28 protein-coding genes and 1 tRNA gene are annotated in these 26,675 nt (G+C 68.2%); 7 read left to right on the forward strand and 22 right to left on the reverse strand.

Going from position 1 to position 26,675, the window contains the following annotated elements:
• Window positions 1-73 precede the first annotated feature (73 nt).
• Genes pdhA through VPH61_RS08515 form a run of 3 tightly spaced genes read left to right on the forward strand, consistent with a single transcriptional unit; the run spans window position 74 to window position 3,701 of the window.
• Window positions 74-1,207, forward strand: coding sequence for a pyruvate dehydrogenase (acetyl-transferring) E1 component subunit alpha (gene pdhA, locus VPH61_RS08505; protein ID WP_332063079.1), 1,134 nt, complete (start codon window positions 74-76; stop codon window positions 1,205-1,207).
• Window positions 1,204-2,223, forward strand: coding sequence for an alpha-ketoacid dehydrogenase subunit beta (locus VPH61_RS08510; protein WP_332063080.1), 1,020 nt, complete (start codon window positions 1,204-1,206; stop codon window positions 2,221-2,223). Before pdhA ends, VPH61_RS08510 begins: the two co-directional genes overlap by 4 nt.
• Window positions 2,220-3,701, forward strand: coding sequence for a dihydrolipoamide acetyltransferase family protein (locus VPH61_RS08515; RefSeq protein WP_332063081.1), 1,482 nt, complete (start codon window positions 2,220-2,222; stop codon window positions 3,699-3,701). Before VPH61_RS08510 ends, VPH61_RS08515 begins: the two co-directional genes overlap by 4 nt.
• Before the next feature lie 55 nt (window positions 3,702-3,756).
• Here the strand turns inward: VPH61_RS08515 and VPH61_RS08520 are convergent, their stop codons facing one another.
• Together VPH61_RS08520 and VPH61_RS08525 are read right to left on the reverse strand one after the other, a co-directional pair.
• The gene (locus tag VPH61_RS08520; protein ID WP_332063082.1) at window positions 3,757-4,260 is read right to left on the reverse strand and encodes a hypothetical protein; all 504 of its coding nucleotides are present in this window, start codon (window positions 4,258-4,260) and stop codon (window positions 3,757-3,759) included.
• 121 nt (window positions 4,261-4,381) lie between these two features.
• Entirely contained in the window at window positions 4,382-4,879 is a 498-nt protein-coding gene (locus tag VPH61_RS08525; RefSeq protein WP_332063083.1) for a glutathione peroxidase, read from the reverse strand.
• Window positions 4,880-4,992: 113 nt separating this feature from the next.
• On the opposite strand from VPH61_RS08525, the gene VPH61_RS08530 reads away from it, so the two are divergent.
• The 3 genes from VPH61_RS08530 to VPH61_RS08540 all read left to right on the forward strand — a co-directional run bounded on the left by VPH61_RS08530 (window position 4,993) and on the right by VPH61_RS08540 (window position 6,921).
• Window positions 4,993-5,478, forward strand: a complete 486-nt coding sequence (locus tag VPH61_RS08530) for a nucleoside deaminase (RefSeq protein ID WP_332063084.1) — start codon at window positions 4,993-4,995, stop codon at window positions 5,476-5,478.
• 153 nt (window positions 5,479-5,631) lie between these two features.
• Entirely contained in the window at window positions 5,632-6,417 is a 786-nt protein-coding gene (locus VPH61_RS08535) for a metal-dependent hydrolase (RefSeq protein ID WP_332063085.1), read from the forward strand.
• A gap of 90 nt (window positions 6,418-6,507) precedes the next feature.
• Window positions 6,508-6,921 (forward strand): nitroreductase/quinone reductase family protein, encoded by a 414-nt coding sequence (locus VPH61_RS08540; RefSeq protein ID WP_332063086.1) that lies wholly within the window; start codon window positions 6,508-6,510, stop codon window positions 6,919-6,921.
• A 142-nt stretch (window positions 6,922-7,063) separates the two neighbouring features.
• On the opposite strand, the gene VPH61_RS08545 is transcribed toward VPH61_RS08540, so the two are convergent.
• The 10 genes from VPH61_RS08545 to VPH61_RS08590 all read right to left on the reverse strand — a co-directional run bounded on the left by VPH61_RS08545 (window position 7,064) and on the right by VPH61_RS08590 (window position 18,685).
• Window positions 7,064-7,564 (reverse strand): MarR family winged helix-turn-helix transcriptional regulator, encoded by a 501-nt coding sequence (locus tag VPH61_RS08545; RefSeq protein ID WP_332063087.1) that lies wholly within the window; start codon window positions 7,562-7,564, stop codon window positions 7,064-7,066.
• Between the two features lie 4 nt (window positions 7,565-7,568).
• On the reverse strand, window positions 7,569-8,867 hold the full coding sequence (locus tag VPH61_RS08550) for a flavin-dependent oxidoreductase (RefSeq protein WP_332063088.1): 1,299 nt from the start codon (window positions 8,865-8,867) through the stop codon (window positions 7,569-7,571).
• A 92-nt stretch (window positions 8,868-8,959) separates the two neighbouring features.
• Complete coding sequence (locus tag VPH61_RS08555) at window positions 8,960-10,612, reverse strand: amidohydrolase (RefSeq protein WP_332063089.1); 1,653 nt, start codon at window positions 10,610-10,612, stop codon at window positions 8,960-8,962.
• A gap of 43 nt (window positions 10,613-10,655) precedes the next feature.
• Window positions 10,656-11,135 (reverse strand): DUF3237 domain-containing protein, encoded by a 480-nt coding sequence (locus VPH61_RS08560; RefSeq protein ID WP_332063090.1) that lies wholly within the window; start codon window positions 11,133-11,135, stop codon window positions 10,656-10,658.
• A 13-nt stretch (window positions 11,136-11,148) separates the two neighbouring features.
• On the reverse strand, window positions 11,149-12,831 hold the full coding sequence (nikE, locus tag VPH61_RS08565; protein ID WP_332063091.1) for an ABC transporter ATP-binding protein: 1,683 nt from the start codon (window positions 12,829-12,831) through the stop codon (window positions 11,149-11,151).
• On the reverse strand, window positions 12,828-13,691 hold the full coding sequence (locus VPH61_RS08570) for an ABC transporter permease (RefSeq protein ID WP_332063092.1): 864 nt from the start codon (window positions 13,689-13,691) through the stop codon (window positions 12,828-12,830). Before VPH61_RS08570 ends, nikE begins: the two co-directional genes overlap by 4 nt.
• Window positions 13,688-14,620: an ABC transporter permease gene (locus tag VPH61_RS08575; protein ID WP_332063093.1), complete on the reverse strand. Its 933-nt coding sequence runs from the start codon at window positions 14,618-14,620 to the stop codon at window positions 13,688-13,690. Before VPH61_RS08575 ends, VPH61_RS08570 begins: the two co-directional genes overlap by 4 nt.
• 136 nt (window positions 14,621-14,756) lie before the next feature.
• Window positions 14,757-16,250 (reverse strand): ABC transporter substrate-binding protein, encoded by a 1,494-nt coding sequence (locus VPH61_RS08580; RefSeq protein WP_332063094.1) that lies wholly within the window; start codon window positions 16,248-16,250, stop codon window positions 14,757-14,759.
• A 312-nt stretch (window positions 16,251-16,562) separates the two neighbouring features.
• Entirely contained in the window at window positions 16,563-17,021 is a 459-nt protein-coding gene (locus tag VPH61_RS08585) for a DUF3237 domain-containing protein (protein WP_332063095.1), read from the reverse strand.
• Window positions 17,021-18,685, reverse strand: a complete 1,665-nt coding sequence (locus VPH61_RS08590; RefSeq protein WP_332063096.1) for a CocE/NonD family hydrolase — start codon at window positions 18,683-18,685, stop codon at window positions 17,021-17,023. Before VPH61_RS08590 ends, VPH61_RS08585 begins: the two co-directional genes overlap by 1 nt.
• A gap of 162 nt (window positions 18,686-18,847) precedes the next feature.
• On the opposite strand from VPH61_RS08590, the gene VPH61_RS08595 reads away from it, so the two are divergent.
• The gene (locus tag VPH61_RS08595; protein ID WP_332063403.1) at window positions 18,848-19,420 is read left to right on the forward strand and encodes a TetR/AcrR family transcriptional regulator; all 573 of its coding nucleotides are present in this window, start codon (window positions 18,848-18,850) and stop codon (window positions 19,418-19,420) included.
• Between the two features lie 98 nt (window positions 19,421-19,518).
• On the opposite strand, the gene VPH61_RS08600 is transcribed toward VPH61_RS08595, so the two are convergent.
• From VPH61_RS08600 to rplU, 10 genes are all read right to left on the reverse strand, one after another.
• Window positions 19,519-19,594 (reverse strand) — tRNA-Ala (locus VPH61_RS08600).
• 93 nt (window positions 19,595-19,687) lie between these two features.
• Complete coding sequence (gene rsfS / locus VPH61_RS08605; RefSeq protein ID WP_332063097.1) at window positions 19,688-20,062, reverse strand: ribosome silencing factor; 375 nt, start codon at window positions 20,060-20,062, stop codon at window positions 19,688-19,690.
• Window positions 20,063-20,096: 34 nt separating this feature from the next.
• Complete coding sequence (locus VPH61_RS08610; protein ID WP_332063098.1) at window positions 20,097-21,230, reverse strand: hypothetical protein; 1,134 nt, start codon at window positions 21,228-21,230, stop codon at window positions 20,097-20,099.
• Entirely contained in the window at window positions 21,227-21,826 is a 600-nt protein-coding gene (gene nadD, locus VPH61_RS08615) for a nicotinate-nucleotide adenylyltransferase (protein WP_332063099.1), read from the reverse strand. Before nadD ends, VPH61_RS08610 begins: the two co-directional genes overlap by 4 nt.
• A 16-nt stretch (window positions 21,827-21,842) precedes the next feature.
• The gene (locus tag VPH61_RS08620) at window positions 21,843-22,079 is read right to left on the reverse strand and encodes a hypothetical protein (protein WP_332063100.1); all 237 of its coding nucleotides are present in this window, start codon (window positions 22,077-22,079) and stop codon (window positions 21,843-21,845) included.
• 51 nt (window positions 22,080-22,130) lie between these two features.
• On the reverse strand, window positions 22,131-23,399 hold the full coding sequence (locus tag VPH61_RS08625; RefSeq protein WP_332063101.1) for a glutamate-5-semialdehyde dehydrogenase: 1,269 nt from the start codon (window positions 23,397-23,399) through the stop codon (window positions 22,131-22,133).
• A gap of 9 nt (window positions 23,400-23,408) precedes the next feature.
• Window positions 23,409-24,227: a glutamate 5-kinase gene (gene proB, locus VPH61_RS08630; RefSeq protein WP_332063102.1), complete on the reverse strand. Its 819-nt coding sequence runs from the start codon at window positions 24,225-24,227 to the stop codon at window positions 23,409-23,411.
• Window positions 24,224-25,837, reverse strand: coding sequence for a GTPase ObgE (obgE, locus tag VPH61_RS08635; RefSeq protein WP_332063103.1), 1,614 nt, complete (start codon window positions 25,835-25,837; stop codon window positions 24,224-24,226). Before obgE ends, proB begins: the two co-directional genes overlap by 4 nt.
• 72 nt (window positions 25,838-25,909) lie before the next feature.
• Window positions 25,910-26,167, reverse strand: a complete 258-nt coding sequence (gene rpmA, locus VPH61_RS08640; protein WP_332063104.1) for a 50S ribosomal protein L27 — start codon at window positions 26,165-26,167, stop codon at window positions 25,910-25,912.
• Window positions 26,168-26,186: 19 nt separating this feature from the next.
• Window positions 26,187-26,495, reverse strand: a complete 309-nt coding sequence (gene rplU / locus VPH61_RS08645; protein WP_074258992.1) for a 50S ribosomal protein L21 — start codon at window positions 26,493-26,495, stop codon at window positions 26,187-26,189.
• Window positions 26,496-26,675: the final 180 nt, after the last annotated feature.

Here is a 26,675-nt window from a genome sequence, read left to right on the forward strand (position 1 = left end):
GCGCGCGGAGCCGTTCGTTCACGGTTGTTCGAGACCGCCGACGCGGCGCGCGAGAGTGTCCGACGATGAGGTCATGAGCCTCAATGTCGAGCATGCATCCGTCCGCACCTTGCCGAGCGAGAAACCCCTGCGCCTCCTCGACAATGCCGGTCACGCGGTCACCGGTGCGGCGACCGGCGGCTTCGGGCTGCCGAGCACCGAGACGCTGCTCGAGCTCTACCGCAAGATGGTCGTCGCCCGCCGTTTCGACGTGCAGGTCACCGCGCTCACGAAGCAGGGCCGTCTCGCGACCTATCCCTCGGCCTACGGCCAGGAGGCCTGCGAGATCGGCGCCGTGGCGTCGCTCACCGCGCAGGACTGGCTGTTCCCGACCTATCGCGACAGCATCGCGCTGCTCACCCGCGGCATCGAACCGGCCGACATCCTGCAGTCGTTCCGCGGCGATTGGCACAACGGCTACGACCAGCACGCCCACCGCACCGCCGCGCAGGCCACCCCGCTCGCGACGCAGGCGCTGCACGCCGTCGGTCTCTCGCACGCGGCGCGCTTGCGGAACGACCCCATCGTCGCGCTGACCTTCCTCGGCGACGGCGCGACGAGCGAGGGCGACGCACACGAGGCGTTCAACTTCGCGGCGGTCTGGCAGACGCCGACCGTCTTCGTCGTGCAGAACAACGGGTTCGCGATCAGCGTGCCGCTCGAGCGCCAGACCCGCGCGGCGACCCTCGCCGACAAGGCCGTCGGCTACGGCATGCCCGGCTACCACGTCGACGGCAACGACATCGCCGCGATGTACGCGGTGACGAGCGCCGCCGTCGAGCGCGCCCGCAGCGGCGGCGGCCCCACCCTCATCGAGGGCGTGACCTATCGCATCGAGGCGCACACGAACTCCGACGACCCCACCCGCTACCGCGCCGCTCGCGATGTCGAGCACTGGAAGCGCCGCGACCCGATCGAGCGACTCGAGAAGTTCCTCGTCTCCGAGGGCGCGCTGACCGAGGCCATGCGCACCGAGATCACGGATGCCGCCGAGGCTCTCGCCGCCCGCACGCGCGACGTGATGACGACCGAGGCCGAACTCGACCCGCTCGAGCTCTTCGACCACGTCTACGGGCGCGAGCGCGCTGCGCTCCTCGAGCAGCGCGCGTCGCTCGAGGCCGAGATCGCCGCCGGCGCGTTCGCCTCGCACTCGGGGGCCGCACGATGACCGCGACCGCGACGAGCACCCCCGCCGAGGCATCCGCCCCGACGCAGCTGACCATGGCGGGCGCCCTGAACGCCGCGCTTCGCGACGCCATGGCGGCCGACGACCGCGTCGTCGTCTACGGCGAAGACGTGGGGCCGCTCGGCGGCGTGTTCCGCGTCACCGACGGCCTGCAGGCCGAGTTCGGCGACCAGCGCATCTGGGACTCGCCGCTCGCCGAGTCGGGCATCATCGGCACCGCGGTCGGCATGGCGATGTACGGCATGCGCCCGGTCGTCGAGATGCAGTTCGACGCCTTCAGTTACCCGGCGTTCGAGCAGATGGTCTCGCACGTCGCGAAGATGCGCAACCGCACGAAGGGCCGCGTCACGCTGCCCATGGTCGTGCGCATCCCGTGCGCCGGCGCGATCGGCGGCGTCGAACACCACTCCGACTCGTCCGAGTCGTACTGGGCGTCGACCCCGGGGCTCACCGTCGTGATGCCGTCGAACCCCGCCGACGCGTACTCGATGCTGCGCGAGGCGATCGAGAGCGACGATCCCGTCGTCTTCATGGAACCGAAGAGCCGGTACTGGTCGAAGGCGCCGCTCGCGCTGCCCGTCACGACCGCTCCGATGGACCGCGCCGAGGTCGTGCGCGAGGGCACCGACGTGACGCTCATCGGCTACGGCCCGACCGTGCGCACCGCGCTCGAGGCCGCGGAGGCCGCCGAGGCCGAGGGCCTGTCGATCGAGGTCGTCGACCTCCGCAGCCTCTCCCCCTTCGACGACGAGACCGTCGGCGCCTCGGTGCGCAAGACCTCTCGCGCCGCCGTCATCCACGAGGCGGCGCAATTCGGCGGCTACGGCGCTGAGGTCGCCGCCCGCGTGACCGAGCGCAACTTCCACCACCTCGCCGCGCCGGTGCTACGCATCGCGGGCTTCGACATCCCGTTCCCCTCGCCGAAGCTCGAGGAGTACCACCTGCCCACCGCCGACCGGGTGCTCGCCGCGCTCGACACCTGGGAGTGGGACGCATGAGCCGCGAGTTCATCCTGCCCGACCTCGGCGAAGGCCTCACCGAGGCCGAGATCGTCGCCTGGCTCGTCGCTCCCGGCGACGAGGTGGCGATCGACCAGGTCGTGGTCGAGCTCGAGTCCGCCAAGTCGGTCGTGCAGCTGCCGACGCCGTTCGCCGGGGTCGTCGAGTCGCTCGGCGGCGACGTCGGCGAGGTGCTGCACGCGGGTGCCGTGCTGCTGACGCTCGGCACCGAGGTGAAGACCCAAGCGCAGCCCGGAGCGCAGACTGCGGCGCAGGCCGATGCGAAGGTTCCGGATGTCGCGGAGCCCGCCGAGCCCGGCATCGTGACGAGTGATTCAGCCCCGGCGGAGGAATCCGGCGCCGTGCTGATCGGGTACGGCACACGGCAGTCGACCGTGACGAAGCGTGCGGCCTCGGCGCCGGCGCGCTTCGGGCGACGCGGCAGCGGTGGCCTCAGTGGCGGCGCTGCCGTCGCCTCGCCGGGCAGCGGAGGAGCGGGGTCGACCGCGCCCCGCTCGAACGGCGGCGCACGGCTCGATGCCGCTCGCCGCTCCCCCGTCGTCTCGCCGATCGTGCGTCGTCTCGCCCGTGAGCACGGCTTCGACGCGAGCCAGTTGCTCGGCTCGGGGCACGACCACCTCGTGATGCGACGCGACGTCGAGTCGTTCATCGCCGAGCGGGAGGCACCGGCGACCGTCACGGGCGTCGGCGCCGAGGCATCCGCTGCTGATGCGACGACGCGGCCGCCGACGACCGAAGCCGTCGCTCCCCTCCCGGCCGACCGCGAGGGTGATCGGCGCGTGCCGCTCGACCGCATGGGGCGCGCTGCGGCCGCGCACTTCTCGCGCTCGCGACGGGAGATCCCCGAGGCGACCGTCTGGATGGACGTCGACGCGACCGGGCTGCTGGCCGCGCGCGGACAATTGCGGGAGGCGACCGGCGAGCGCTTCGGCATCACCGCCCTCATCGCGCGATTCGTCGTCGCCGGGCTCGCGAAGCACCCCGCGCTCAACTCGAGCTTCGACGCCGAACGCGACGAGCTCGTCTACCACTCGGCCGTGCACCTCGGTCTCGCCGCGCAGACGCCGCGAGGGCTGCTCGTGCCCGTCGTGCACGGCGCCGAGCGGATGCCCCTGCGCACGCTGCGCGACGCGATCTCGGCCCGCACCGAGGAGGCTGCCACGGGCGTCTTCCCGCCCTCGGCGCTGACCGGCGGCACCTTCACGCTCAACAACTACGGCACGCTCGGCGTCGACGGCTCCGCGGCGATCATCAACCACCCTGAAGCAGCGATGCTCGGCGTCGGCCGATTCATCGAACGCCCATGGGTCGTCGACGGCGCGCTGGCCGTGCGCACGGTGACCGAACTCACGCTCTCATTCGACCACCGGGTCTGCGACGGCGCCGAGGCGGCGGCCTTCCTCACCTTCGTGGCGCGGTGCATCGAGCGGCCGGTGTCGGTGCTCGCCGAGCTCTGAGTCCGGCGCGCCGGGGCCAGGACCGGCTCGGGGTCAGCTCAGGGCCGGCTCGGGATCAGAAGAAGTCGTCGGGCGTGCCCGCGGCGCGCTCGACGTCGCGGGTGTCTTGGCCTGCGGCCTTGAGCTTCGCGACCGCGACACGCAGCCCCGACTCCATCTGAGCCGCCCACGCGTCGGACTCGCGGGCGGTCTGCTCGGCGGCCCGCGCGCGGGACTCGCTCGCCGCGGCGGCGTCGCGTGCGTCCTTCACCTGGCGAAGGGCGAGCGAGATGCCGTAGTACGCCGCGACCATCGTGGCGATCGGTGCGGCGATGATCGCGAGCGCACTGATCGCCGCGCCCGTGGGGCTGAAGGCGATGAGGAGGGCGAAGGCGAGGAAGAGCGCGACGATGGCCGCGAGCACGACGAGCATGAACCGAAGGTCGCCGCTCCACTTCCGACGTTCGGCGGGATCGTGCGTCGACGTCACCGGTTCGTCGGCCGGCGCCGGTGCGAAGTTCGGCAGGGTCGCCGTGGCGGCCGCCTCGTCGGTGGTCGGACGTGTGTACGCGTCGGACATTCGTGCTCCGCTCCCCTAGGCATTCGGATCAACCCCCCAATTGTGGGCCGGGCGGGTCGACGGGTCAAGGTGCCGCGCGGTGCGCACCGCAGCCGGCGAGAGAGTTCGGCTCGTGCCGCGCTCAGGCGGCCTGGGCCTCGGCGAGCCCCGCTTCGATCGCGGCGATCACCTCGGGGTCGTCGGGCTGGGTCGTCGGGCGGAAGCGCTGCACCGCGCCGCCGGGCTGCACGACGAACTTCTCGAAGTTCCACTTTACGCGCCCCGCCTTGCCGTTGGCATCGGGGGTCGCCGTGAGTTCGGCGTAGAGCGGATGCCGGTTGCGCCCGTTGACCTTCACCTTCTCCATGAGCGGGAAGCTGACCCCGTACGTCATGGAGCAGAACTCCTTGATGTCGTCGCCGTTGCCGGGCTCCTGGCCGGCGAACTGGTTGCACGGGAAGCCGAGCACAGTGAAGCCGCGGTCGCCGTACTCGCGCTGCAGCGCCTCGAGCTTCTCGTACTGCGGGGTGAGGCCGCATTTCGACGCGACGTTGACGACCATCACGACCTGGTCGGCGTAGTCGGCGAGCGAGGTCGGTTCGCCGTCGATCGTCGTGAGGGGGATCTCTCTGATGTCCACCAGTCGAGCCTACGTCGCGCCGCGTCATCCGAGCCGCCTTCACATCGAACCTGAAGGCGCGAGCCGGTCGCCAGTCGGTCGCGCGGCGGCCGAAATCGCGGCAGACTCGCCCCATGAGCGTCTCCGAAGAAGACCTGGTGCACCTCGAACGCGCCGTCGCACTCGCGCGTGAGGCGGCCTCCGCAGGCGACGGCGCATTCGGCTCGGTGCTCGTGGATGCCGCCGGCGTCGAACGGTTCGCCGATCGCAATCGCGAGACGACCCTCGGCGACGAGACACGGCATCCCGAGTTCGAGATCGCTCGCTGGGCCGCGACGAACCTGACGGCGCCGGAACGAGCCCTAGCGGTGGTCTACACCTCGGGCGAGCACTGCCCGATGTGCTCCGCGGCTCATGCCTGGGTGGGGCTCGGACGCATCGTCTATGCGGCCTCGTCGGCGCAGATCAGCGCCTGGCGCGCCGACGTCGGCCTGCCGGCGTCGGCGGTCGCGGCCCTTCCGATCACGGCCGTCGCTCCCGGTCTCGTGGTCGACGGTCCCGTCGACCGGTTCGCCGACGAGCTCAGGTCGCTGATCGTGGGGACGGCGACCGCGCCCTGAACCGCATCGGAGTCGGCGGTCGCAGCATCCGGTGTCGGCGCGGCGCGATACGGTCGGATGGCGCGGCCGAGGCCGTGAGGTGACGAGCGGAGTGCGCACGTCGAATCTGCATCCAGTTCGATGCGCGCCGCCGAGAGGACCACCCCCAGCACGATGATGGGCGTCAACCATGCCACGAGCGGTGCCGCCGCGTGGATCGCCGCGACCGGAGCCATGCCGTATCTCACCAGCGGTGCCTACCCCCTCGACCCGGTGGGCGTCATCGCCGGGTCCTTCGTCTGCGCAGGCGCGGCGCTGCTGCCCGATGCCGACCATCACAGCGCCACGATCGCCCGATCGGTGCCGATCTTCGGCCGGCTCGCCGCCGGCGCCGTCAACTCCGTCTCCGGCGGGCACCGGCATGGAGCCCACTCGCTGATCGCGGCGGCGCTCGTCGGCGCCGGCGCGTGGGGTCTGACGCTCCTGACGCTCACGACCGACCGCCTCGGCACCTTCTCGGTCGGCACCGTGATCGGGGCGGCAGCACTCATGTGCTTCGCCGTGAAGGCACGCGACATGGTCGAGTCGTGGCTGACGGCCTGGGTACTCGGTGCGTTGTTCGCCCTGCTCCTCGTGCTGCTCGCTCCGAGCAGCATCGCATGGTTCCCGCTCGCCGTGGTTCTCGGCTTCGTGGCGCATCTCGCCGGCGACCTGCTCACCACCGGCGGCCTGCCCGGCCTCCTCTGGCCGATCAGGGTGCGGCCGCCGAAGTTCTTGCGCAAGGCACCGATCATCAGCAGCATCTGGCGCCCGAACGGCTTCGTCGCCGTGCCCGTGCTCGGCGACACCGGGTCGATCCGCGAGATCGCATTCGGCTCGGTGCTCGCGCTCTACGTGCTCGTCGGGAGCGCGCACGAGGCGCTGCTGTGGTTCGGGGTCGACGTGTCCCGCTTCATCTGACCGTCGTCACCGTTCGGGCCTCCCAGCCCGACGCCCGGTCCCCCGGAGCGCACCGGGAAGAATCGGGGCAGCGCCTCTGTTGTCGATGACATGGGTTGGAATGACGATGTCATCGAGCAGTTCCGCAGCAGCAAGGGCACCGAGAACCACTGGGGCCCGAAGCTGATCATCCTGCATTCGATCGGCGCGAAGTCGGGCCGGACGCACCTGAATCCCGTCGTCGGCTTCCGCAACGAGAACGGATGGCGCGTGGTGGCGTCCAAGGGCGGCACTCCAGAGAACCCCGCTTGGTATCACAACCTCCTGGCGAATCCGTCGTTCGACATCGAGGCCCTCGTCGACGGCGACGTCGTGACGGTGCCGGTGACGGCGACCGAGATCCCGGCCGACCAGTGGCACGAGGCGTACAGCGCGATCGTGGCCGAGGAGTCGCAGTTCGGCGGGTACCTCGAGAAGACCGATCGCCGGATCCCGGTCCTGCAGCTCACGCCTCGAACGGACTGATCCATCGAGGGGGTCCTCGCGGCCCCTGCAGATGCGAACACCCCGGATCGAGGTCATCTGCGCAGGCGATGCCGGACCGCTTCTGAGGCCACGGCGCCGACGACATCCGGGTCGAGTGCTCGTCGAGCTGAACGCCATGGCGTCAGGCGTCCGCATCGAGACGGTTCGCATTCGAATGCGATGCGGCGGCGTTCTGAACCAAATCGCGCAGACGCTCGAGCGGGCCGACCGCCGTTTCGATGGAAGCCCGGTCGAATTCCGCAAGCGCGGCCATCGACTCGGCGAGAACCTCGGCCGCGGCGCGGTCGAAGCGCTCGAGGAGCGAAACGGCGCGCGCGGACGCGGCCACATCGACTCGGCGACCATCGTTCGACGGCACGTGCCGTGTGACGAGCCCGGCGGTCTCCATCGCGCGCAGCAGGTTGCTGACGGTCGGGCGGCTGAGACCGAGCTCAGTCGCGAGCTCCCCCGATGACCGCGTGCTACCCACGGGCAATGCCCGCAGGACCTCGATCTGCGCGTCGGGTATGTCGGGGAGACCTTCGGTATTCCGTGCCGCTCGCAGCAGTCCGCGGCGCAGCGGCGAGATGATCGTGCTCAGTCGCACAATCTCGTCGGCGCCTGTGCGATCCCCGCTCGTCATCAGGTCAGTCTTGCATGCGCGGCGGCGTGAGGGAGGCGCGCTCGTTGAGCCCTGCGGGGTGGAAACCTGCCGCGCGCTTGTAGTCGTCAGCGATCTGCTGCAACTCCTCCTTCGGGAGCACGTCGTGGATGTCTGCAAAGCCGCCCGGCGCGCGGTCGTAGGCGATCTGCATGACCTTCTCCGGTCCGAGCTGCCGCGTCATGGCGAGCAGATTCGCCGTCGCGGGCCGCCGGTCGTTCTCGTAGGCGGCGAGGGCGGCGACGACTCCGCCGGTGGCCTCGTCGGCCATGGCGAGGTGGAAGGCGAGGGTTCGCGCATCGAGGATCGCCTGCGACGCGCCGTTCGACCCGTTGGGGTACATGGCGTGCGCGCCGTCGCCGAGAAGCACCGAGCGGCCGAAGACCCAGCGATCGACGGGATCGCGGTCGACCATGGGGTATTCGAGGATCTGGTCGGCAGCGGCGATCGCGGCAGGCACGTCGAGCCAGTCGAACGCCCAGTCCTTGAAGAGTTCGACGATCGGTGCCGGGTCGACCCTGCGGTTCCAGTCACCGGTCGCTCGGGTTCCCTCGGGTGCACGGCGTTCGGCGATGAAGTTGACCCTGCTGAGGCCACTACTGGCGTCGGCGTCGACGTCGACGAGTGGATACGCAACGAACTTCTGCTCGCCGTCGCCCGCCATGATCATGGTGCGGCCGTCGAGGTACGCGGGGGTCGTCGAGGTGCCGCGCCACAGGATGAGCCCGTTCCAGGGCGGAGCACCCTCAGTGGGATACTCCTGTTTGCGGAGGGTCGAGTGGATGCCGTCGGCACCGATGAACACGTCGGACTCGACCTCGAACTCAGCTCCGTCCTCGCTCGCGAAGCGGGCGCGCTCGACGTCGTCGCCGTGCTCGACGCTGATGAGCCGGCTCCCCTGCCGCACGGCGTCGGCGCCGAGCCGAGAGATGACCTCGTGGACGAGTCGCATCTGGAACTCGCCGCGATGCACTGACAACTGCGGCCAGCGGTAGCCCGCGTGGAGCCCGCGGGGCTCGCTCCAGATCGGCTGACCGAGCCGGTTGTAGTACGACAGTCGGCTGGGTGCGACGCCGAGCGCAGCGACCGCGTCGCCGAGCCCGAGTTCGGTCAGCTCGCGCACGGCGTGCGGGAGCAGGTTGATGCCGACGCCGAGGGGCTTCAGCTCTGAGACACGCTCGTAGACGACGATGTCACGGAAGCCGGCGGCTTCGAGGCTGAGTGCGGCGACGAGGCCGCCGATGCCGGCGCCGGCGATGACTATGCGGTGGGCTTCCTTGCTCATGTCAGATAGTTTTGCAGCAAAACTATATTTGGTCAACACCTGAACGGGCGAAGCTGCGGCCGAACACTCCCGACCCACTTGGCGACCGGTGGTCAGCGTTGGTAGACGACCTCGCCGCCGACCACCGTCAGGGCGGTCTGCAATGTGAAGATCGCCTCCTGTGGCAGCTCGAACGGGTCTCCTGTCGCCACCGCCAGATCGGCGCGCTCGCCGACCCGTACGCGTCCGGGACGGCCGAGCACGAGTTCGCTCGAGCCGTTCGTGTACGCGCCGAGCGCCTGCTCGAGAGTCAGCGACTGGTTCTCCGCATCGAGCGTCGGTGGCGTCGCTCCGGTGGGAAGCGGCGGCAGCTCGACTCCCGGAGGCAGGGGCGCCCAGCGGTTCACCGTCACGTGGATCGCGAGCCACGGCTCGGCCGGCGACACCGGCCAGTCCGAGCCCATCGCCAGCTCGGCTCCGCCTTCGGCGATCGTACGGAAGGGGTAGCCCTGCATCATCCGCTCTTCGCCGATCATCGAAACGACGAACGGATCGGGTGCCGCCCAGAGCCCCTGGATGTTCGCAGTGATCCCGAGCGGTCCGAAACGCTTGGCGTCCTCGGGCTGCACCATCGAAAGATGCGCGATGTGGTGGCGCTGCCCGACTCCGTTGACAGTTCGCGCCGCTTCGACGGCATCGAGTGCGACGCGGATTCCGCGGTCTCCCATGATGTGCAGGTGCAACGCGAAGCCCGCTGCGTCGAGTTGGGTGACGAACGCACGGATGGTCGCCTCGTCGAAGTGCATCTCACCGGTGAACCCGTCATCGCCGTGGCTGCAATAGGGCTCGAGCAGTGCGGCGGTCTCACCGTGGGGCACGCCGTCGATCATGGCCTTCGCGGTCGAGGTCGAAAAGCCGGCTTCAGCGTTTCGCGCGCGCTGTTCGACGAAGCGGGCGACGAGCGCAGGCACGTCGTTCTCCTGCAGTCCGGGGGCGATCCACAGTGCGCCGGAGGCATCGCTCTTCAGCGTCCCTTCGGTGATCCCCCGAAGGTATCCGGAGGTGCAGTCGGCCTTGCCGTTGTAGTCGCCGAGGATCGCCTCGTGCCAGCCGGTGACGCCGATGGACCACAGGAAGTCCTGAGCGTTCAGCAGGCCGGCGTAGATCTCGTCATCGGTGGCGGGCGGAATGAACCGCCCCACGAGTTCCGCGGCGGTCTCGTTGAGATAACCGATCGGCCCACCGCTCTCGTCGAGGTGGATGTGCCCGTTGTGAGGCTGCGGGGTGTTGCCGTCCACTCCTGCGATCTCGAGCGCCTTGGAGTTCACCCACAGTGTGTGGTGTCCGGCGTCGCTCAACGCGACCGGTCGGTCGGACACGATCGCGTCGAGCTGGTGACGGGTGGGGATGGGGAAGAGCTCGTGGCTCCAGCCGCCTCCCGTGAGCCATTCGGCATCGCTGCGCTCGGCCCCGGCCCGGATCAGCTCGAGCGTCTCCTCGACGCTCACCGCCGGCGTGAGGTCGATGCTCAACCGCTCAACGCCCGCGAAGGCGGCATGGGCATGCGCATCGACGAACCCGGGATGGATGACTCCGCCCGCTGCATCGATGACGTGTGTGCCGTCATCGATGAGGTCCTGCATCTGGGCGTCCGAGCCCACACGGACGATGCGGCCACCGGCAACTGCGACGGCAGTGCTCTCGGTGCGCACCGTGCCGTCGAAGACACGGCCGTTCACGATGACGAGTTCTGCGGATGTACTCATGGGTGTTTCCACTCTCTGCGAAGGGGCGATCAGTCGCGGCGTACTAGGCCAGACGGAACACGCGGATGATCACGTAGCCCGGTTCGGCACGTGCATATCCGATGAACTGGGATTCGGTGAGCCACTGCAGCTCGGGGTGATCGGTGCGGAACTGGAAGGCCGTGCGATAGTAGAGATCCTGTTCGGTGATCGGCTCACCCGTCAGCATGCGCTCGAACGTCTTCTCGTCGGTGCGCCAGATGCCGCGGTTGATCACCTCGACTCCGGCCGTGCCGTCGGCCAGCTCCGCCTCGATGACGTAGCGCGCGTCGAGCGCGACGGTGAGCCCACGGCCGTTCCACCAGTCGCCTCCGCTGTCGAGCACCTTGCCCCGGAGCCTCGGGCCCTCGAAGGTTCCTCCCGACACGCGTGCGAAATGCAGACCTTCGCCCGGCGCCTGTCCGCCCAGCTGAACGGGGTCCTCCACTCGGCAGCGCAGCTCGAAACAGTACTCGAACGCGGGTTCCATCAGCGGTGCGGACATCGGTCGGCCTCCTTCATTCATTCTGGGTCGTCACACTACGGGTCACCGTCGCCAGCGACTGGGTACGGCCGAGTCGGCGTCGGCGAGGCTTCCATCCCTCGCGCGGGATCGAGTCGAGGAGCAGGTGGGTGTACTGGGCCTTCGGCTCGTCGAGTATCGCCGCTGCAGTGCCGCGCTCCTCGATCCGCCCCTGCCACATCACGACGACCTGGTCGCACAGGCGCCGGATCACCGTGAGGTCGTGCGTGATCATGAGCAACGCGACGCCGGTCTCGCGGCGGATGCCGTCGAGCAGCGTGAGGATCTCGACCTGGGTCGTCACGTCGAGTGCTGAGACGGCTTCATCGAGCACCAGCACGGCAGGATCGGCTGCGAGGGCACGGCCGATCGCGACTCGTTGCCGCTGGCCGCCCGACAGGGCGCGCGGCCGGACGCGGAGGAGGCTCTCCTCGAGCCGCACCTGCGCCATGAGTTCCACGACGCGCGCGTCGATCGCGTCCTTCGAAGCCTTCGGCTGGTGCACGCGGATCGCCTCGACGAGGCACTGCTGCACGGTCTGCCGTCGATCGAGCGACTGGTACGGGTCTTGGAACACCATCTGCATGACCTTCGCGCGCTGGCGGCGATCCTTGCTGCCGCGGGCCGGGCGGCTCCAGTCCTGACCGTTCACGGTGATCGTGCCCTCGTCGACGCGCTCGAGTCCGAGGAGGACTCGAGCCGTCGTCGACTTGCCCGAGCCGGATTCACCGACGATGCCGAGCGAGCCTCCCGGAGCGAGCTCCATCGAGATCCGGTCGACGGCGACCAGGGTCTCCTTGCCGCCGTCCGCGCCGCGTACCTGGTAGGTCTTGCGCAGGTCCTCGATTCGCACGACGGCGTCGTCGCCGACTGCTTCGGGCTGGATGGGCGGTGCATCGTCGAGTGATGCGGACATGAGGATTCTCGTGTAGTCCGCTGTCGCATCCTGTCGCATGGTGGCGGCGCGCAGAGTCTCCACGATGCGCCCGTGCTGCATGACGTTCACCCGGTCGCAGACTGCGCCGGCGAGCGCCAGGTCATGGGTGATGAAGAGCAACGAGAGGTCGCGGTGCTGGCGCAGATCTGCGATCACCGCCATCACTTCCTCTTGCGTCGTCACGTCGAGGGCGGTCGTGATCTCGTCGGCGAGCAGGATCTCCGGGTCCATGGCGAGCGTCGCGGCGATCATGACGCGCTGCAGGAGACCACCTGAGAGTTCGGCCGGATGCTGGCGCATTCGACGTGCAGGATCGGTGATACCGACCTCGTCGAGCAGTTCCAGTGCGCGCCCGTCAGCGGCGCTCGGTTTCGCTCCTGCGACGTGCACGAGCGCCTCGGTCATGAAGTCGCCGATCGTGCGCAACGGATTGAGGTGCGCCCGCGGGGTCTGGAAGATCATGCCCATGCGGCGGGCTCGCAACTCGCGAAGCGCCCGTGCGTTCATCGAGCCGAGATCCTGGCCGTCGATCCGGATCGCGCCGCTCGTCGTGAAGCCGTCGGGCAGCAAGCCTGCGACGGCGCGCACCGTGAGGGTCTTGCCCGAACCGGATTCCCCGACCAGGCCGACCGCCTCTCCCCTGTCGACCGACAACGTGCTGTCGAAGACCAGTTGCCGAGTGCCGACGCCACTCGGCGCGTAGATGTCGAGACCGGCGATTTCGAGCAGTGGGTGGTTCATCGTTCCTTCTCCTCAGCCCAGAGGGTGACCTTTGCGCCGATGATGCCGACGGTGAGCACGGTTGCGACGACGAGGATCGCCGGGAAGACGGATTGTTCCGGGGCACCGGCGAGCATGCTCGACTGGCCGCTGGCGATCATCGACCCCCAGTCGGGAGCGGGTGGTTGCTGACCCAGTCCGAGGAAGGAGATCGCGGCGAGATCGAGCATCGCGTAGCCGAACCCGACCGCCATCTGCGCCGCGACGACTGGAATCATCGCCGGCACGAGGTGACGGAAGCAGATGGCGAGACTCGACACTCCCTGCACCCGCAGGGCGGCGATGTACGGCTTGCCGAGCTCGCGGGAAGCAGCCGTGTGCGAGAGCCGCGCGACGACCGGGATGTACGCGATCGACAGTGCGACGATGGGGGCGATGAGGCCCTTGCCGAAGATCGCGACGGCGAGCACGGAGATCACGAGGCCTGGGATCGCGAAGATGACGTCGATCAGGCGGGCGATGCCGCCGCTCACCCATCCGCCGAACCATGCACCCGTGACCGCCAGGACGACGCCGAACAACGTGGAGAAGACGACGACGAGGATCGGGGCGAAGACGCTGGGGGCGGCGCCGACGAGCACTCGAGACAGGATGTCGCGTCCGACGTCGTCAGTGCCGAACGGGTGCGCGAGACTCGGTGCGCCGTTCACAGGACCGACGTAGAGCTCATTGGCGTCGTACGGGGCGATCCAGGGGCCGAGAAGTGCCGCGATGACGATGAGACCGAAGACGACGAGCGCCACGACGAGCATCCAATCCTTGCTCGCCCCGCGTCTGGCGACGTCGGGGACGGCGCCCTGCGCGATCTGTGCGATACTCATGCCCTGTTTCCTCCGGCTACGCTCGACGGGTCGATGATGGCGCTGATCAGGTCGGCGATCGCATTCATGAGCACGAAGATCGTGACGAGCAGCAAAGAAACGATCTGCACGACGGGCAGATCCGCTCGTGCCGCGGCCTGTACGAGGAGGGACCCGATACCGCCGAGGCCGAAGGCGACCTCTGCGATGGCGGATGCCGCGAACAGTCCGGCGATGGTCGTGCCCGAGATTGCGAGGATCTGCGGTGACGCGTTCCGGAAGACGTGTACCCCGATGATGCGTCGACGGGGGATGCCGCGCACTCTCGCGGTATCCACATGCTCGGAGTGCAACTGCGCGACCAGTGAGCTGCGTGTGACTCGGCTGATGTAGGCGATGAACAGGACCGCCAGCGAGATCGCGGGCAGGATGAGGTGCCAGAGGCGATCCCAGAACCCTTCGCCTTCGCCGTACACGGGGAACCATCCGAGCGTCTTCGCGAACACCCAGATCAGCAGGATCGCGACGACGAAGGTCGGAAGCGCCATGCCGAGCGAGGTGAGGACCGCCACGGTCCGATCGACGGCGCCGCCACGAATTGCGGCGAGCATGCCGGAGCCGACGCCGAAGATGAGGATGATCACGACGGTCAGCGTCACCAGTTGCACGGTGATACCGAAACGCGGCGCGATGAGCGTCATGACATCGGTCTTGTAGATGAACGACCGCCCGAAGTCACCCTGAATCGCTCCGGTGAGCCATTGCCAGTAGCGGGACCACACCGGATCGTCGAGGTGGAACTCCGCGCGGATCTGGTCGATGAGCTCGGGCGTGGGCTTGGCTCCCCCCGCAAGCGCCGCGATCGGGTCACCCGTGAGCAGCACCGTCGAGTAGATCGCGATGCTTGCGAGGAAGAGGGTGAGCAGCAGGCCGCCGAGTTTGCCCAGCAACGTTCTGGTGAGGGTGTTCACAATGCGTTCACGTCCGGTCGTGGTGGTGCCGGCGGAGTCGCAGAATCCACGCGGGTGGTGGATTCTGCGACTCTGCTACGGCGTGTTCTGAACATGGGTGGTCCGGGCCGGCTCGCTACTTGCCGCCGAGGTGCAGCGCCCAGGGGCTGCTGTACGCGGCGACGGAGGTCGTCACCCCGGTGAGCTCCTTGTTCAGGTAGGTGAGCTGGTAGGTGCCGGCCAACGTGACCTGCAGCATGTCGGGCGCGAAGATCTTCTGGGCGGCGACGAACTCCTTCGCAGCAGTCTCCGGGTCGATCGCGTTGCGTGCAGCCGTCATGTGGGCGGTCACTTCGGGGTTGTCGTACTCGCTCCAGTTGAAGACGCCTCCCAGCTCGGGGGGGAGCATGAACAGCGACGGGTAGCCGAGGACACCCGGGGTCTCCAGGTATCCCTGGGTCGCGACGAAGTCGATTCCCTCACGCTGGCTCGGGTCATAGAACATCGCTCCGAAGTCGGACGCCTGCATTTCGTTGATCTCGATGTCGAGACCGATCTGCTTGCCGGCACTCTGCACGATCGCGGCCGTCTGCTGGAACTCCTTCGCGCCTGCGGGCACTGCGATGACCAGCGGCGTGCTGACATCCTCCCCGCTCTCCTCGACCAGCTTCTTGGCCGCTTCGATGTCGACCTTCGGCTCAGCGAGCTCGTCGTAGCCGTCTTGGTAGGTGCTCGCGCCTTCCATCGCCTGGAACGAGAACTCGGGCACGATGGTCTTCTGAACGTGCCCGAGCCCGTTCACGACCGTTTCGAGGTACTGATCACGGTCGATCGCGAGGTTCAGCGCCTGGCGGATCTTCGGATTCGCTGCGGCACCGGTCGGCGTCGCAGGTCCGAAGCTGTACGACGCGGTCGAGTGTCCCACCGTGAGAGCGCCGGCGCCGTCACCTTCGAAGACGGCGCGTGAACTCGGCGGCACGTTGAATGCACCATCGATCTCGCCCTGGGTCAGTGCAGTGGCGAGCGTCGAGCCATCACTCACGAAGGTGTACTTCAGGCTCTTGACCAGTGGAGCGCCGCCCCAGTAGTCCTCGTTCGCGGTCGTCACGATCTCGCTGCCCGGCGTCCAGCCGCCCGGCTCGAGCTTGTAGGGGCCGGTGCACATCAGGCCGCCCTCTGGAGTACCGACCGTCTCGCCGGCCGCTTCGCCGAACGCCTTCTGCATCACGGCTCCGCCCTGCCCTGCGAGTGCGTCACGGAAGGTGGAGTCCGGTGCGACGAATCGCACCGTGACCTCGTTCGGGCCGGTCGCGACGATGCCCACCGACGGGTCGGGGACGACGAGGGCGAACGCGCTGAACCACTGCGACGCCGGGTTGGTCCCTTGCTGGAGGCTGTAGACCACGTCATCCGCCGTCACCGGGCTGCCGTCCCAGAAGGTCACATCGTCGCGAAGCGTGATGACGAAAGTGACCGGGTCGACGAACTCGGCGCTTTCGGCGATGCCCGGCTTGATCGAGAAGTCGCGCTGGATCGACAACAGGTTGTCGCAGAGGTTCGGAATGATGAGGCTGGCCGAGCCGGCCGGATTCAGGGTCGCAGGCTCGCCCTCGACAATGGCCCAGGTCACCTCGTCGACGGCCTTGGTGCCCGCCGGCTGAGAATCGACGAGAGTGAACTCCTGGATGTCGCCATCGACGTCGCCATCGACTCGAGGATCACATCCAGTCAGCGCAAGAATCGCCACACAAGCGATGGCACCCACCGCTAGTCCGTTTCGTTTCATGGGTGATACTCCGTTCGATCCGTACGGCTGCAGCCAAGCTCGGATGAATCGGGCCTGCGACCGTGCTGTTGGGTTGGTGGGTGGTGCGGGATCGGTGTTCAGTGTGTTCGTGGAGACGTGTCGAGCTGTGTTGCCCGAAGGTGTCGAGCTCGCGCCTCAGGCGAGCAGGTAGACACGGATGCAGACCTGGCCGTCTTCATCACGTGCGAGACCGACGAACTGATGCTCAGCCAGCCAGCGATGCTGCGGGGCGTCGGTCTGAAAGACGGGTGCGGTGCGGAAGTACAGACCCGGTTCGTCCTCAGGTACGTCTTCGCCGCGGTCCATGCGTTCGAGTACTTCAGGGGTCGCCCGGAAGTAACCGCGGTTCAGAACGTCGACCACGGTTCCATCGTCAGCCCGGATCATGTATCGGGCTTCCAGCTGGGCCGTGCCGAAGCGCTCGGTCGCCCAGTCGCCGCCTCCCGACAGTACTTCGCCGTTGAACCGCGGACCGGAGACGCTGCCACCCGAAACGGGAGTGAACGAGAGCTTCTCCTCGGGGCCACGTCCGATGTGGAAGTCGGGATCGATCGTGGCGCGAATCTCGAAGACGTACTCGAGTGTGGGTTCCATCAGGGCAGGTCTCCTTCGAGAATGGTGAGGGTCAATGCGAACCCGTCGGCGCCGCCGACGAGGAGGGATTGCGTGTTGCTTCGGGTCGGCCCCCACGTCCACGGGTCGGCACCCGTGCCCGGCTGCGGGAGGAACTCCGGGTAATCGCTGCTCGAGATGTGTACGCGGAGACGATGCCCGGCACGAAGGCGATATCCGATATGGCCGAGGTCGATTTCGATGGTCTCGGCTTCCGTCGCGCGGAGCAATTGCTGTTGTCCGCGTGCGATCCGCAGCGCCGTTCCATCTGGAGCGACGTCGAGCAGCCGCACGAAGCAGTCCATGACGGGTCCGTCGGAGACGACTCGCAGCCGGACGGAAACAGGGCCGGCGAAGTCGACGTCGGCCGTCAGCGCCGCTGATTCGAAACGGAGCACATCGGCGCGATCGCCGATGAGAGCTTCGTCGGGGCGGTAGAGGAGGAAGGAGAAGGCATCCGGCGCGCTCGAGGGCACGAGATCGGCGGGGTTGTGCACCCATTCGAGTGTCGCCTCGGCAGTGGGCTGGTCTTCGAGAGTGCATGCAGCGGTGGCGTATCGAGTAACCCGGCGCACGCCGGCGGGCGGCCAGGTCGCCGACGCGCGCATCTCCTCGGTGCCGGCGAGATTCCACGTGACGCGCGCGAGATCGGCCGGCGACCCGTTACCGCGAACGAAGACGTCGAAGAACGCGAGCGTCGAGTCGAGCGTTCGAGGGAGAAGGTCGCGGATCTGTTCCGCGCTGCGGTTCTGCACCCGATCCTCATCGGCATCGAGCAGCTGGTAGCTCTCGTGATCGATCGATTCGATGCGCAGATAGTGGAGCGCGTCCCAGTTCGGGTGTCGCTTGATCTGCTCCACGTCTGCCCAGGAGAGCGGTGCGCAGTTGTCCCACCAACCGATGGTGTGCAACGCCGGTACAGATCGTCCGGCGAACGGGTCGCCATTCGGGAACCGCGGAAGCAACACCGGATTCGGGTACCACTGGTCGTAGGAAAGCCCGCGCTGCCCGACCTGCGCCATGAATTCCTCGGCCTGTGCGGCAAAATCCCGTCGCGACCAATCGGGCTCCCAGTACACGGCATCGTTCTCGAAGAATTGAGTCAGCGGATACATGTAGGTCACGCCCCACTCGACATCGCGCGTGCGTCGCATCGGATCGGTGCGCACCGGTTCCCCGAGCTTCGTCCCGGTGACTCTCGGTGAGATCGCCTTCAGTGCTGGATGACCGCTCGCAGCGGCGGCCCACTGGGTGTAGCCGTAGTAGCTGTCACCCCACATGGCGACACGTCCGTTCGACCAGGACTGCCGGGTGATCCACTCGATCGTGTCGTAGCCGTCGTTCACCTCGTTCACGAACAGGAGCGCATCACCTTCGGAACGGAACTTGCCGCGAACGTCCTGCGCAACCACGCGGTAGCCGTGCTGAGTGAAGTACTCGGCAATGACCGGGATGAAGCAGTAGACGCCCGACTTGTCGTACGGCAGACGAATGAGGATCGTGTCACCTGGTGTTGCGTCGGAGTCGCCGGGTGATGCTGGAAGGTAGACATCGCCAGCGAGCAACACCCCGTCGCGCATACGAATCCGTGCCGGGAACGAGAGCGGGCTCTCGGGTGCCGGGGGGATACGCAGGATGTCGGGCATGTCGCTCCTTCGAGACTCCGCGTCACTTGTTGATGCGGGTGACGGTCACGCTACGGACGGAAAAGTAAATAGTCAAGTCCGACTAGACTAGAATTTACCGAGCCGTTACACTCAGGCAGCGACACGTCGAGTAGCCGCAACCTGACGAGAAGGGAGATGTCGATGGGACGCCCCTCCGTCGCCGCCGAACGCCGAGAACAGATCTTGGACGCCACGATGACGACCATCGCCGAGTACGGCATTCATGGCACAACGCTCGATCGCATCGCCGACACCGCAGGGATGTCACGAGGCCACGTCCGACACTTCGTCGGCAACCGGGACCGACTCCTGCTCGACACGGCGACGGCCCTCTTCGCCGATCACAGCGGCGAGATCTGCTCAATACTGCCCCCGAACACCAGCGATATGACGAGCGCGCTCGACTACCTGTTCGGCCCGGAGTTCAATTCCCCCGACCGGGAGAACGCGGTCGTGCTCGGTTTCGTCCAACTCTCGCGCACCACTCCCGAGATCGCGAACGTGCTGACCGTCGCGTACACGGCCACGCGCCTTCAACTCGCTGGCTTGGTTGCTCAGTCCCACAGAGACGCTTCACCCGACGCCTGCCTGACCGCCGCCTATGGCGTGCTCACCTGCGCGCTCGGCTCGGTCTTCCTCGGCGACTTCGACGACGATCCCTCTCGCATGGAACGCTCACGCGCGGCAGCCGAGGCCCTGCTCGCCGCACTCTAGTCCCCAGCTCGTCGACGAACCGGGATTCAGCATCAGGCCGAATTGCTTGTCGTCTCAACGCGAAAACCCCTGTGAATCATTCGATTCACAGGGGTTCTTGGTGGATCTGAGGGGACTCGAACCCCTGACCCCCTGCATGCCATGCAGGTGCGCTACCAGCTGCGCCACAGACCCGTTCTGCCTCGTTCGAGGCAACGAATTGAGCTTACACCAGCCTCCGCCCGCAGACGAAATCGAGGGACCCTCGACCGGTGGAGCCTGTTCCGGTCAGCTGCTCGCGGCGAGCAACGGCGCGACGGGAAGCGCCGGGCAGTCGGCCCAGAGCCGCTCGAGACCGTAGTACAGCCGCTCCTCCTGGTGGAAGACGTGCACGACGAGGTCGCCGAAGTCAAGCAGGATCCATCGACCGACCTGTTGGCCTTCGCGGCGCCTCGTCGACGTGCCGGCGCGACCAAGCACGTCTTCGATCTCGTCGGCGATCGCGACGACGTTGCGCTCCGAGTTGCCGGTGACGATGAGGAACACGTCGGCGAACGGAAGCTGGCGCGAGACGTCGAGCGCGACGAGGTCGTCGCCACCCTTCGAGTCGGCGGCTCGCGCTGCCAGCGCGAGCGTCTCGAGGGCCTGTTCGGATGCAGTCATGCGCTCACTTCCGGTGCGTAGTGGAGTTCTCGGATCAGAACAGCCCCGCGACAGCGCCGATCACGAGGGTCGCGACGACGCCGAGCGCGAGCACTCCGGCGGTCACGGCGAGCACGAGCGGAACGTTCATGCCCTCCTTCTTCGGCGGGGCGATCATGGCGCGGGCTGCGCCCTGGGTGCTGATGGCGCGCGTCGCTGCGACGGGCGCTGCGCCGGTGCCGACCTCTTCGATCTGGTCGAAGAGCCGGTCGACGTCGGAGGAATCGATGCGGCTGGGATGCACGCCTGTCGCACCGTAGGAACGCGGCAGATCGATCGATCCGGTGGCGATGATCTCCCCGCTCGATGCGAGGGGGGTTCCGCCGAGCGAACCGTGGTCGGGCAGGTTCGGCAGGATCAGCGCATTGGTGGTCGTCGGCACTCCATGACTGACACCGCCGCGCGAGAGCATCTGGTCGAACGGCTCAGCCGTCTCGACCGGGGCGTTCAGCTGCGAGGTCCAGTGCCCGACGGCAGGCGACGGTGATGCGATCGCCTCGTCGGGGCGAGTCGGATGCATCGGGCTCGCCGCTGCCGGGAACGACGCGACTCCCCCGTGCTGCTGCGGTGCGGGGTCGTCGATCTCGTCGTCTTCGAGGTCGAACTCGTCGAGCTGGTTGGCGTCGAGCATCGCTCGAAGCTCGCGCCGCGTGAGCGTTCGCTCGGGCGTCGTGGGCTCGTTCAACCCGTGCTGCTGCGTCTGCTCGGCCGCGGCTCGCGGTTGCGGCATCGCCTCGACCGACGGCTGCGCGGGGACGTACGGCTGCGCGGGGGCGTGCGGCGCGGGGGCCGGCGCGGGAACCACCGGGCGCGGCGCGAAGGGACTCTGCTGCGGAAGGCCCGCGGGCGGAGCCGAGGGGAACGGCGTGACGGATTCACCGAACGCGGCTGCCGGGCGGGGAGCCGCGTACGCGGGACTCGTCGCCGCGACCGGCAGCGCGGGCGCGGGCACCGACTGCGCCGGCGCGGGCGGCAACGGCTGCTGCTGCGGGGCCGGAGGAACGGCATCGGGAACGGGTCGGGTCTGGCCGGCGGCATCCGGGGTCGCCGAAGGCTCCTGCTGCTCCAGCAGTCGCTCGCGTTCGCGCATTTCGCGGCGCGTCAGCGGCGGATCCTGCGACGACGTCATTCGACACTCCGGTAGAGATGGTGCTTGGAGATGTACTGGACGACCCCATCGGGCACCAAGTACCACACCGGGGAACCCCGGCGCACCCTGCTCCGGCAATCTGTCGACGAGATCGCCAGTGCCGGGACTTCCAGCAAGCTTACGTCTTGCTCCGGCAATCCAGAAACGGAAAGCACATGTCCCGGACGACTCACAGCAACGAAGTGCGCGAGATCCCAGAGTTCCTGCACGTCTTTCCAGGAGAGGATCTGCGCGATCGCGTCGGCGCCGGTGATGAAGTAGAGGTCGGCATCGGGGCGTTCGCGGCGGATGTCGCGAAGCGTGTCGATCGTGAAGGTCGGCTTCTCGCGATCGATGTCGACCCGGCTCACGGTGAACCTCGGGTTCGACGCCGTCGCGATCACCGTCATCAGGTAGCGGTGCTCGGCCTGCGTGACGTTCGACTTGTACGTCGGCTGACCGGTCGGCACGAAGACGACCTCGTCGAGGTCGAGCGACTGCGCGACCTCACTCGCCGCGACCAGGTGGCCGTGGTGAATGGGGTCGAACGTTCCGCCCATGACTCCGATTCGAGGCCGGCGCTCCGCGACGCTCATCGCGCGCTCGCCCGCCTCAGTGGCCGCCGTGCTCGTCTCCGGTGTGGCGTGCGGCGTAGGCCGCGGCCTTGGCGGCGTGGCGGTTGGCCACGTCGCGGTAGGAAGCGACGACGAACCCGAGGGCGGCGAAGATCGCGAGTGCGATGAGACCGTAGACCCAGCCCTCCATCGGCAGTTCCCTCGCGTGCACCGTCTCGGTCAACACCGTCGCGGTCTGCACTGTCGCGGTGTGCACTGCGGTGACAAGGCTCATTCGCCGTTCCTTTCGAATCCTGCGGGTCGTGCTCCAGACAGTCTAGCGAGGTCAGCCGCGCACATGTCCGGCACCGCGCACGATCCACTTCGTGCTGGTCAGTTCGGGCAGGCCCATAGGCCCGCGGGCGTGCAGCTTCTGCGTGGAGATGCCGACCTCCGCGCCGAATCCGAACTCGGCGCCGTCGGTGAACCTCGTCGACGCGTTCACCATGACGGCGGCGGCGTCGACCTCGTTGAGGAATCGCTCGGCATTGCCGAGATCGTTCGTCACGATCGATTCGGTGTGCTTCGTCGAGTAGCGACGGATGTGCCGCATCGCGTCGTCGATCGAATCGACGACGCCGACGGAGATGTCGAGCGACATGTGCTCGGTGGCCCAGTCGTCATCGGTGACGGGTTCGACTTCGGGCCGGATCGCGCGGACGCGGTCGTCGCCGTGCACGGTGACTCCGGATGCCTCGAGGCGCGCGAGCACCGGCGGCAGCAGACGTTCGGCGGCGTCGACGTGCACGAGCAGCGTCTCGAGCGCGTTGCAGACGCTCGGCCGCTGGGTCTTCGCATTGTGCACGAGGTCGACCGCCCAGTCCTCGCGGGCGCTCTCGTCGAGGAACATGTGCACGACTCCGGCACCCGTCTCGATCACCGGCACCTTCGCCTCGTCGACGACCGCTCGGATGAGGCCGGCACTTCCGCGAGGGATCAGCACATCGACGTAGTCGCGGGCCTGCATGAGGTGACGGGCACCGGCACGACCGAAGTCGTCGACGGTCTGCACGGCATCGGCAGGCAGGCCGACCGCCTCGAGCGCGTCACGCAGCACGCCGACCAGCACCCGGTTCGTCTGCTCGGCCGCCGTGCCACCGCGGAGCACCACCGCGTTGCCGCTCTTGAGCGCCAGCACGGCGATGTCGATCGTGACGTTCGGGCGCGCCTCGTAGATCGCCCCGATGACCCCGAGCGGCACGCGGATCTGGTCGATGCGCACGCCGTTTGGCAGCGAGCGTCCGCTGACTGTGTCGCCGACCGGGTCGGTGAGGCCGATGACCTCGCGCACCGCGTCGGACAGCGCGGCGACGCGCCGCTCGTCGAGCGTGAGACGATCGAGCAGGCCGGTGCCGAGACCACCGGCACGACCGGCCTCCAGGTCGAGCCCGTTGGCCTCGATGATCTCGGCCGAGCGCTCGGCGAGCAGCACGGCGACCTGCTCGAGCGCTGCGTCCTTCTCAGCGGTGGAGGCACGGGCGAGGCGCCGCGAGGCGTCCTTCGCCGCGGCGAGGCGGGTGTCGATCACCGAGAGGTCGAGGTCGGTCTGCTCCATGGCCCCAGCCTAGGCGAGCAGGGTGTCGCGCTCCGCCGTGTGACGTGAGGGCGCCGGGTCGAACCAGGTGCCGATGTCATTGCCTGCGAGCGCCTCGGCGATGAGCGGCGTCGCCGTGATGAGCACCGCCGTGCCGGCTTCGGCTGCGATGCGGGCAGCCGAGACCTTGGTCTCCGCTCCCCCGGTGCCGACTCCGGCACGACCGGCGGAACCGATCTCGACGCCGGCGAGTTCGTCGCCGTAGGGCACGTGCTCGATGCGACTCGCCCCCTCGAGGTGCGGGGGCTTCGTGTACAGCGCGTCGACGTCGGAGAGCAGCACGAGCAGGTCGGCACCGATGAGCTCGGCGACGAGCGCCGCGAGCCGGTCGTTGTCGCCGAAGCGGATCTCGTGCGTCGCCACCGTGTCGTTCTCGTTGACGATCGGCAGGATGCGGAGGGAGAGCAGCCGATCCATCGCGCGCTGCGCGTTCGATCGAGGGGTCGAGTTCTCGAGGTCGCCCGCGGTGAGGAGCACCTGCCCCGCGAGCACGCCATAGCGGTCGAGGCTCGTCTGGTACCGCCACATGAGCACGTTCTGGCCGACGGCCGCTGCCGCCTGCTGGGTGGCGAGGTCGGTGGGTCGCCCGTCGAGGCTGAGGAACGGGATGGCCGTCGCGATCGCGCCGGAGGAGACGAGCACGATCTCGGCGCCCCGCGCGTGCGCAGCGGCCAGCGCGTCGACGAGCGGGCCGATCTGCTCGGAGTTCTCACCGCTGATCGACGAGGAGCCGACCTTGACGACGATGCGGGAGGCGGTGGGGATCTCGGCGCGAGTGGCGGGGGTCATTCCCGACCCTCGTCGCTCGAGTCCTTCCCGGCTTCGATACCCGCACCGGTGGCCGCGTCGGCACCGGCAGCAGCCTCAGCAGTGGCCTCGGCATCCGTCTGCTCGTCGAGCTCGTTCCACATGCCGGCCGTGCGCTCGCGCTCGAGCTCGGCCCGGGCCTCCGCCTTGGCGTCCATGCGCTCGTAGTACTCGCTGCGTCGCTGGGCACGGGTGGCACGACGGTTCTCGTCGAGACGCACGTCGGTACCGCGCGGTGCCGTGATGAGCTCGGCGGTCGAGGTGAGCGTAGGCTCCCAGTCGAAGACGACGCCGGACCCCTTGCCGATCACGACGGTCGAACCGGCGTCGGCGCCGGCACGCACGAGTGCGTCTTCGACGCCGAGCTTGGCGAGGCGGTCGGCGAGGAAGCCGACGGCCTCGTCGTTCGTGAAGTCGGTCTGCTGCACCCAGCGCTCGGGCTTCTGGCCGAGCACCCGGTACATGGTGCCGTAGCTTCCGCCCTCGGCACGCACGGTGAAGCCGGGGTCGTTCGAGGCCTTGGGCCGCAGCACGATGCGCTCGGGCGCCGGCGGAATCGCGGCTTCGGCCTCTGCCCGAGCCGTGTCGACGAGCTCGCCGAGGGCGAAGCCGAGCTGACGCAGGCCCTCGTGGCTGACGGTCGAGATCTCGAACACCCGGTAGCCGCGCGCCTCGAGGTCGGGGCGAACGAACTCGGCGAGCTCGCGGGCCTCGGGCACGTCGATCTTGTTGAGCGCGATGATCTGGGGGCGCTCGAGGAGCGGCAGCTGCCCTTCGGGCACGGGATAGGCCGCGAGTTCGGCGAGGATGATCTCGAGGTCGGAGATCGGGTCGCGCCCGGGTTCGAGCGTCGCGCAGTCGAGCACGTGCAGCAGGGCGGAGCATCGCTCGACGTGCCGGAGGAACTCGAGCCCGAGGCCCTTGCCCTCGCTGGCGCCCTCGATGAGGCCCGGAACATCGGCCACCGTGAAGCGGTGGTCGCCGGCCTGCACGACGCCGAGGTTCGGATGCAGCGTCGTGAACGGGTAGTCGGCGATCTTGGGTCGAGCAGCCGACATGGCGGCGATGAGGCTCGACTTGCCGGCCGACGGGTAGCCGACGAGCGCGACGTCGGCGATGGACTTGAGCTCGAGCGTGATCTCGACCTCGTCGCCGAGGGTGCCGAGGAGGGCGAAGCCGGGGGCCTTGCGCTTCGTGGTCGAGAGGGCGGCGTTGCCGAGACCTCCGAGACCGCCGGCCGCCGCGACGAAGCGCGTGCCGGGCTCGGTGAGGTCGGCGAGTTCGACGCCGTCGGTGTTCTTGACGACCGTGCCGACGGGCACGGGGAGTTCGAGGGTCTCGCCGACGGCGCCCGCACGGTGGTCGCCCATGCCGGGCTGGCCGTTCGCGGAGGAGCGGTGCGGACGCCCGTGGTAGCCGAGGAGCGTGGTCACCTGCGGGTCGGCGACGAGCACGATGTCGCCGCCGTTGCCGCCGTTGCCGCCGTCGGGGCCGGCGAGCGGCTTGAACTTCTCACGGCGGACGGAGACGCAGCCGTTCCCGCCGTGACCGGCACGCAGGAACAGCGTCACCTCGTCGACGAAGCTGACCATGCTGCACTCTCCAAACCCAGTAAAACACGTGAGGGCGGGCCGAAGCCCGCCCTCACGATGAACGTCGGTCGACTATTCGCCGACCGCCACGATGTTGATGACCTTGCGGCCACCCTTGTTGCCGAACTGCACTGCACCGGCCTCGAGCGCGAACAGGGTGTCGTCGCCACCGCGACCGACGCCCGCGCCCGGGTGGAAGTGCGTGCCGCGCTGGCGGACGATGATCTCGCCTGCGCCGACGACCTGGCCACCGAAGCGCTTCACGCCGAGGCGCTGCGCGTTGGAGTCACGACCGTTGCGAGTAGAGCTCGCTCCCTTTTTGTGTGCCATTAGCTGCTCTCCTCAGGCTCTACTTGATTCCGGTGACCTTGACGCGCGTGAGGTCCTGACGGTGCCCCTGGCGCTTCTTGTAGCCGGTCTTGTTCTTGAACTTCTGGATCACGATCTTCGGACCGCGGAGGTCGTTGAGGACCTCGGCCGTGACCGTGACCTTCTCGAGCGCCTTGGCGTCGGAGGTGATCTTGTCGCCGTCGACGAGGAGCACCGCGGCGAGCTTGACGTTGCCGTCCTTGTCTGCCTTGATGCGGTCCATCGTCACGATGGTGCCGACTTCGACCTTCTCCTGCCGACCGCCGGCGCGCACTACTGCGTAAACCACTACTCGTACCTATCTCTGGGGAGCCCGGGGGCCCCGACTGTCTGATGGGGTGTCACTGCGCGGTCGCCCCAGCGGGAAGAAGGGTGGTGACTGGCAGAAAACTGATGTGCGGGTGATTCTGGAACTCGGCGGACCGAGCACTGGAGACCTGCGGATGGGCGCACCGTGATAAGCGGCGGC

It is taken from the genome of Agromyces sp. CCNWLW203, assembly GCF_036576125.1.
Taxonomy (GTDB): Bacteria; Actinomycetota; Actinomycetes; order Actinomycetales; family Microbacteriaceae; genus Agromyces.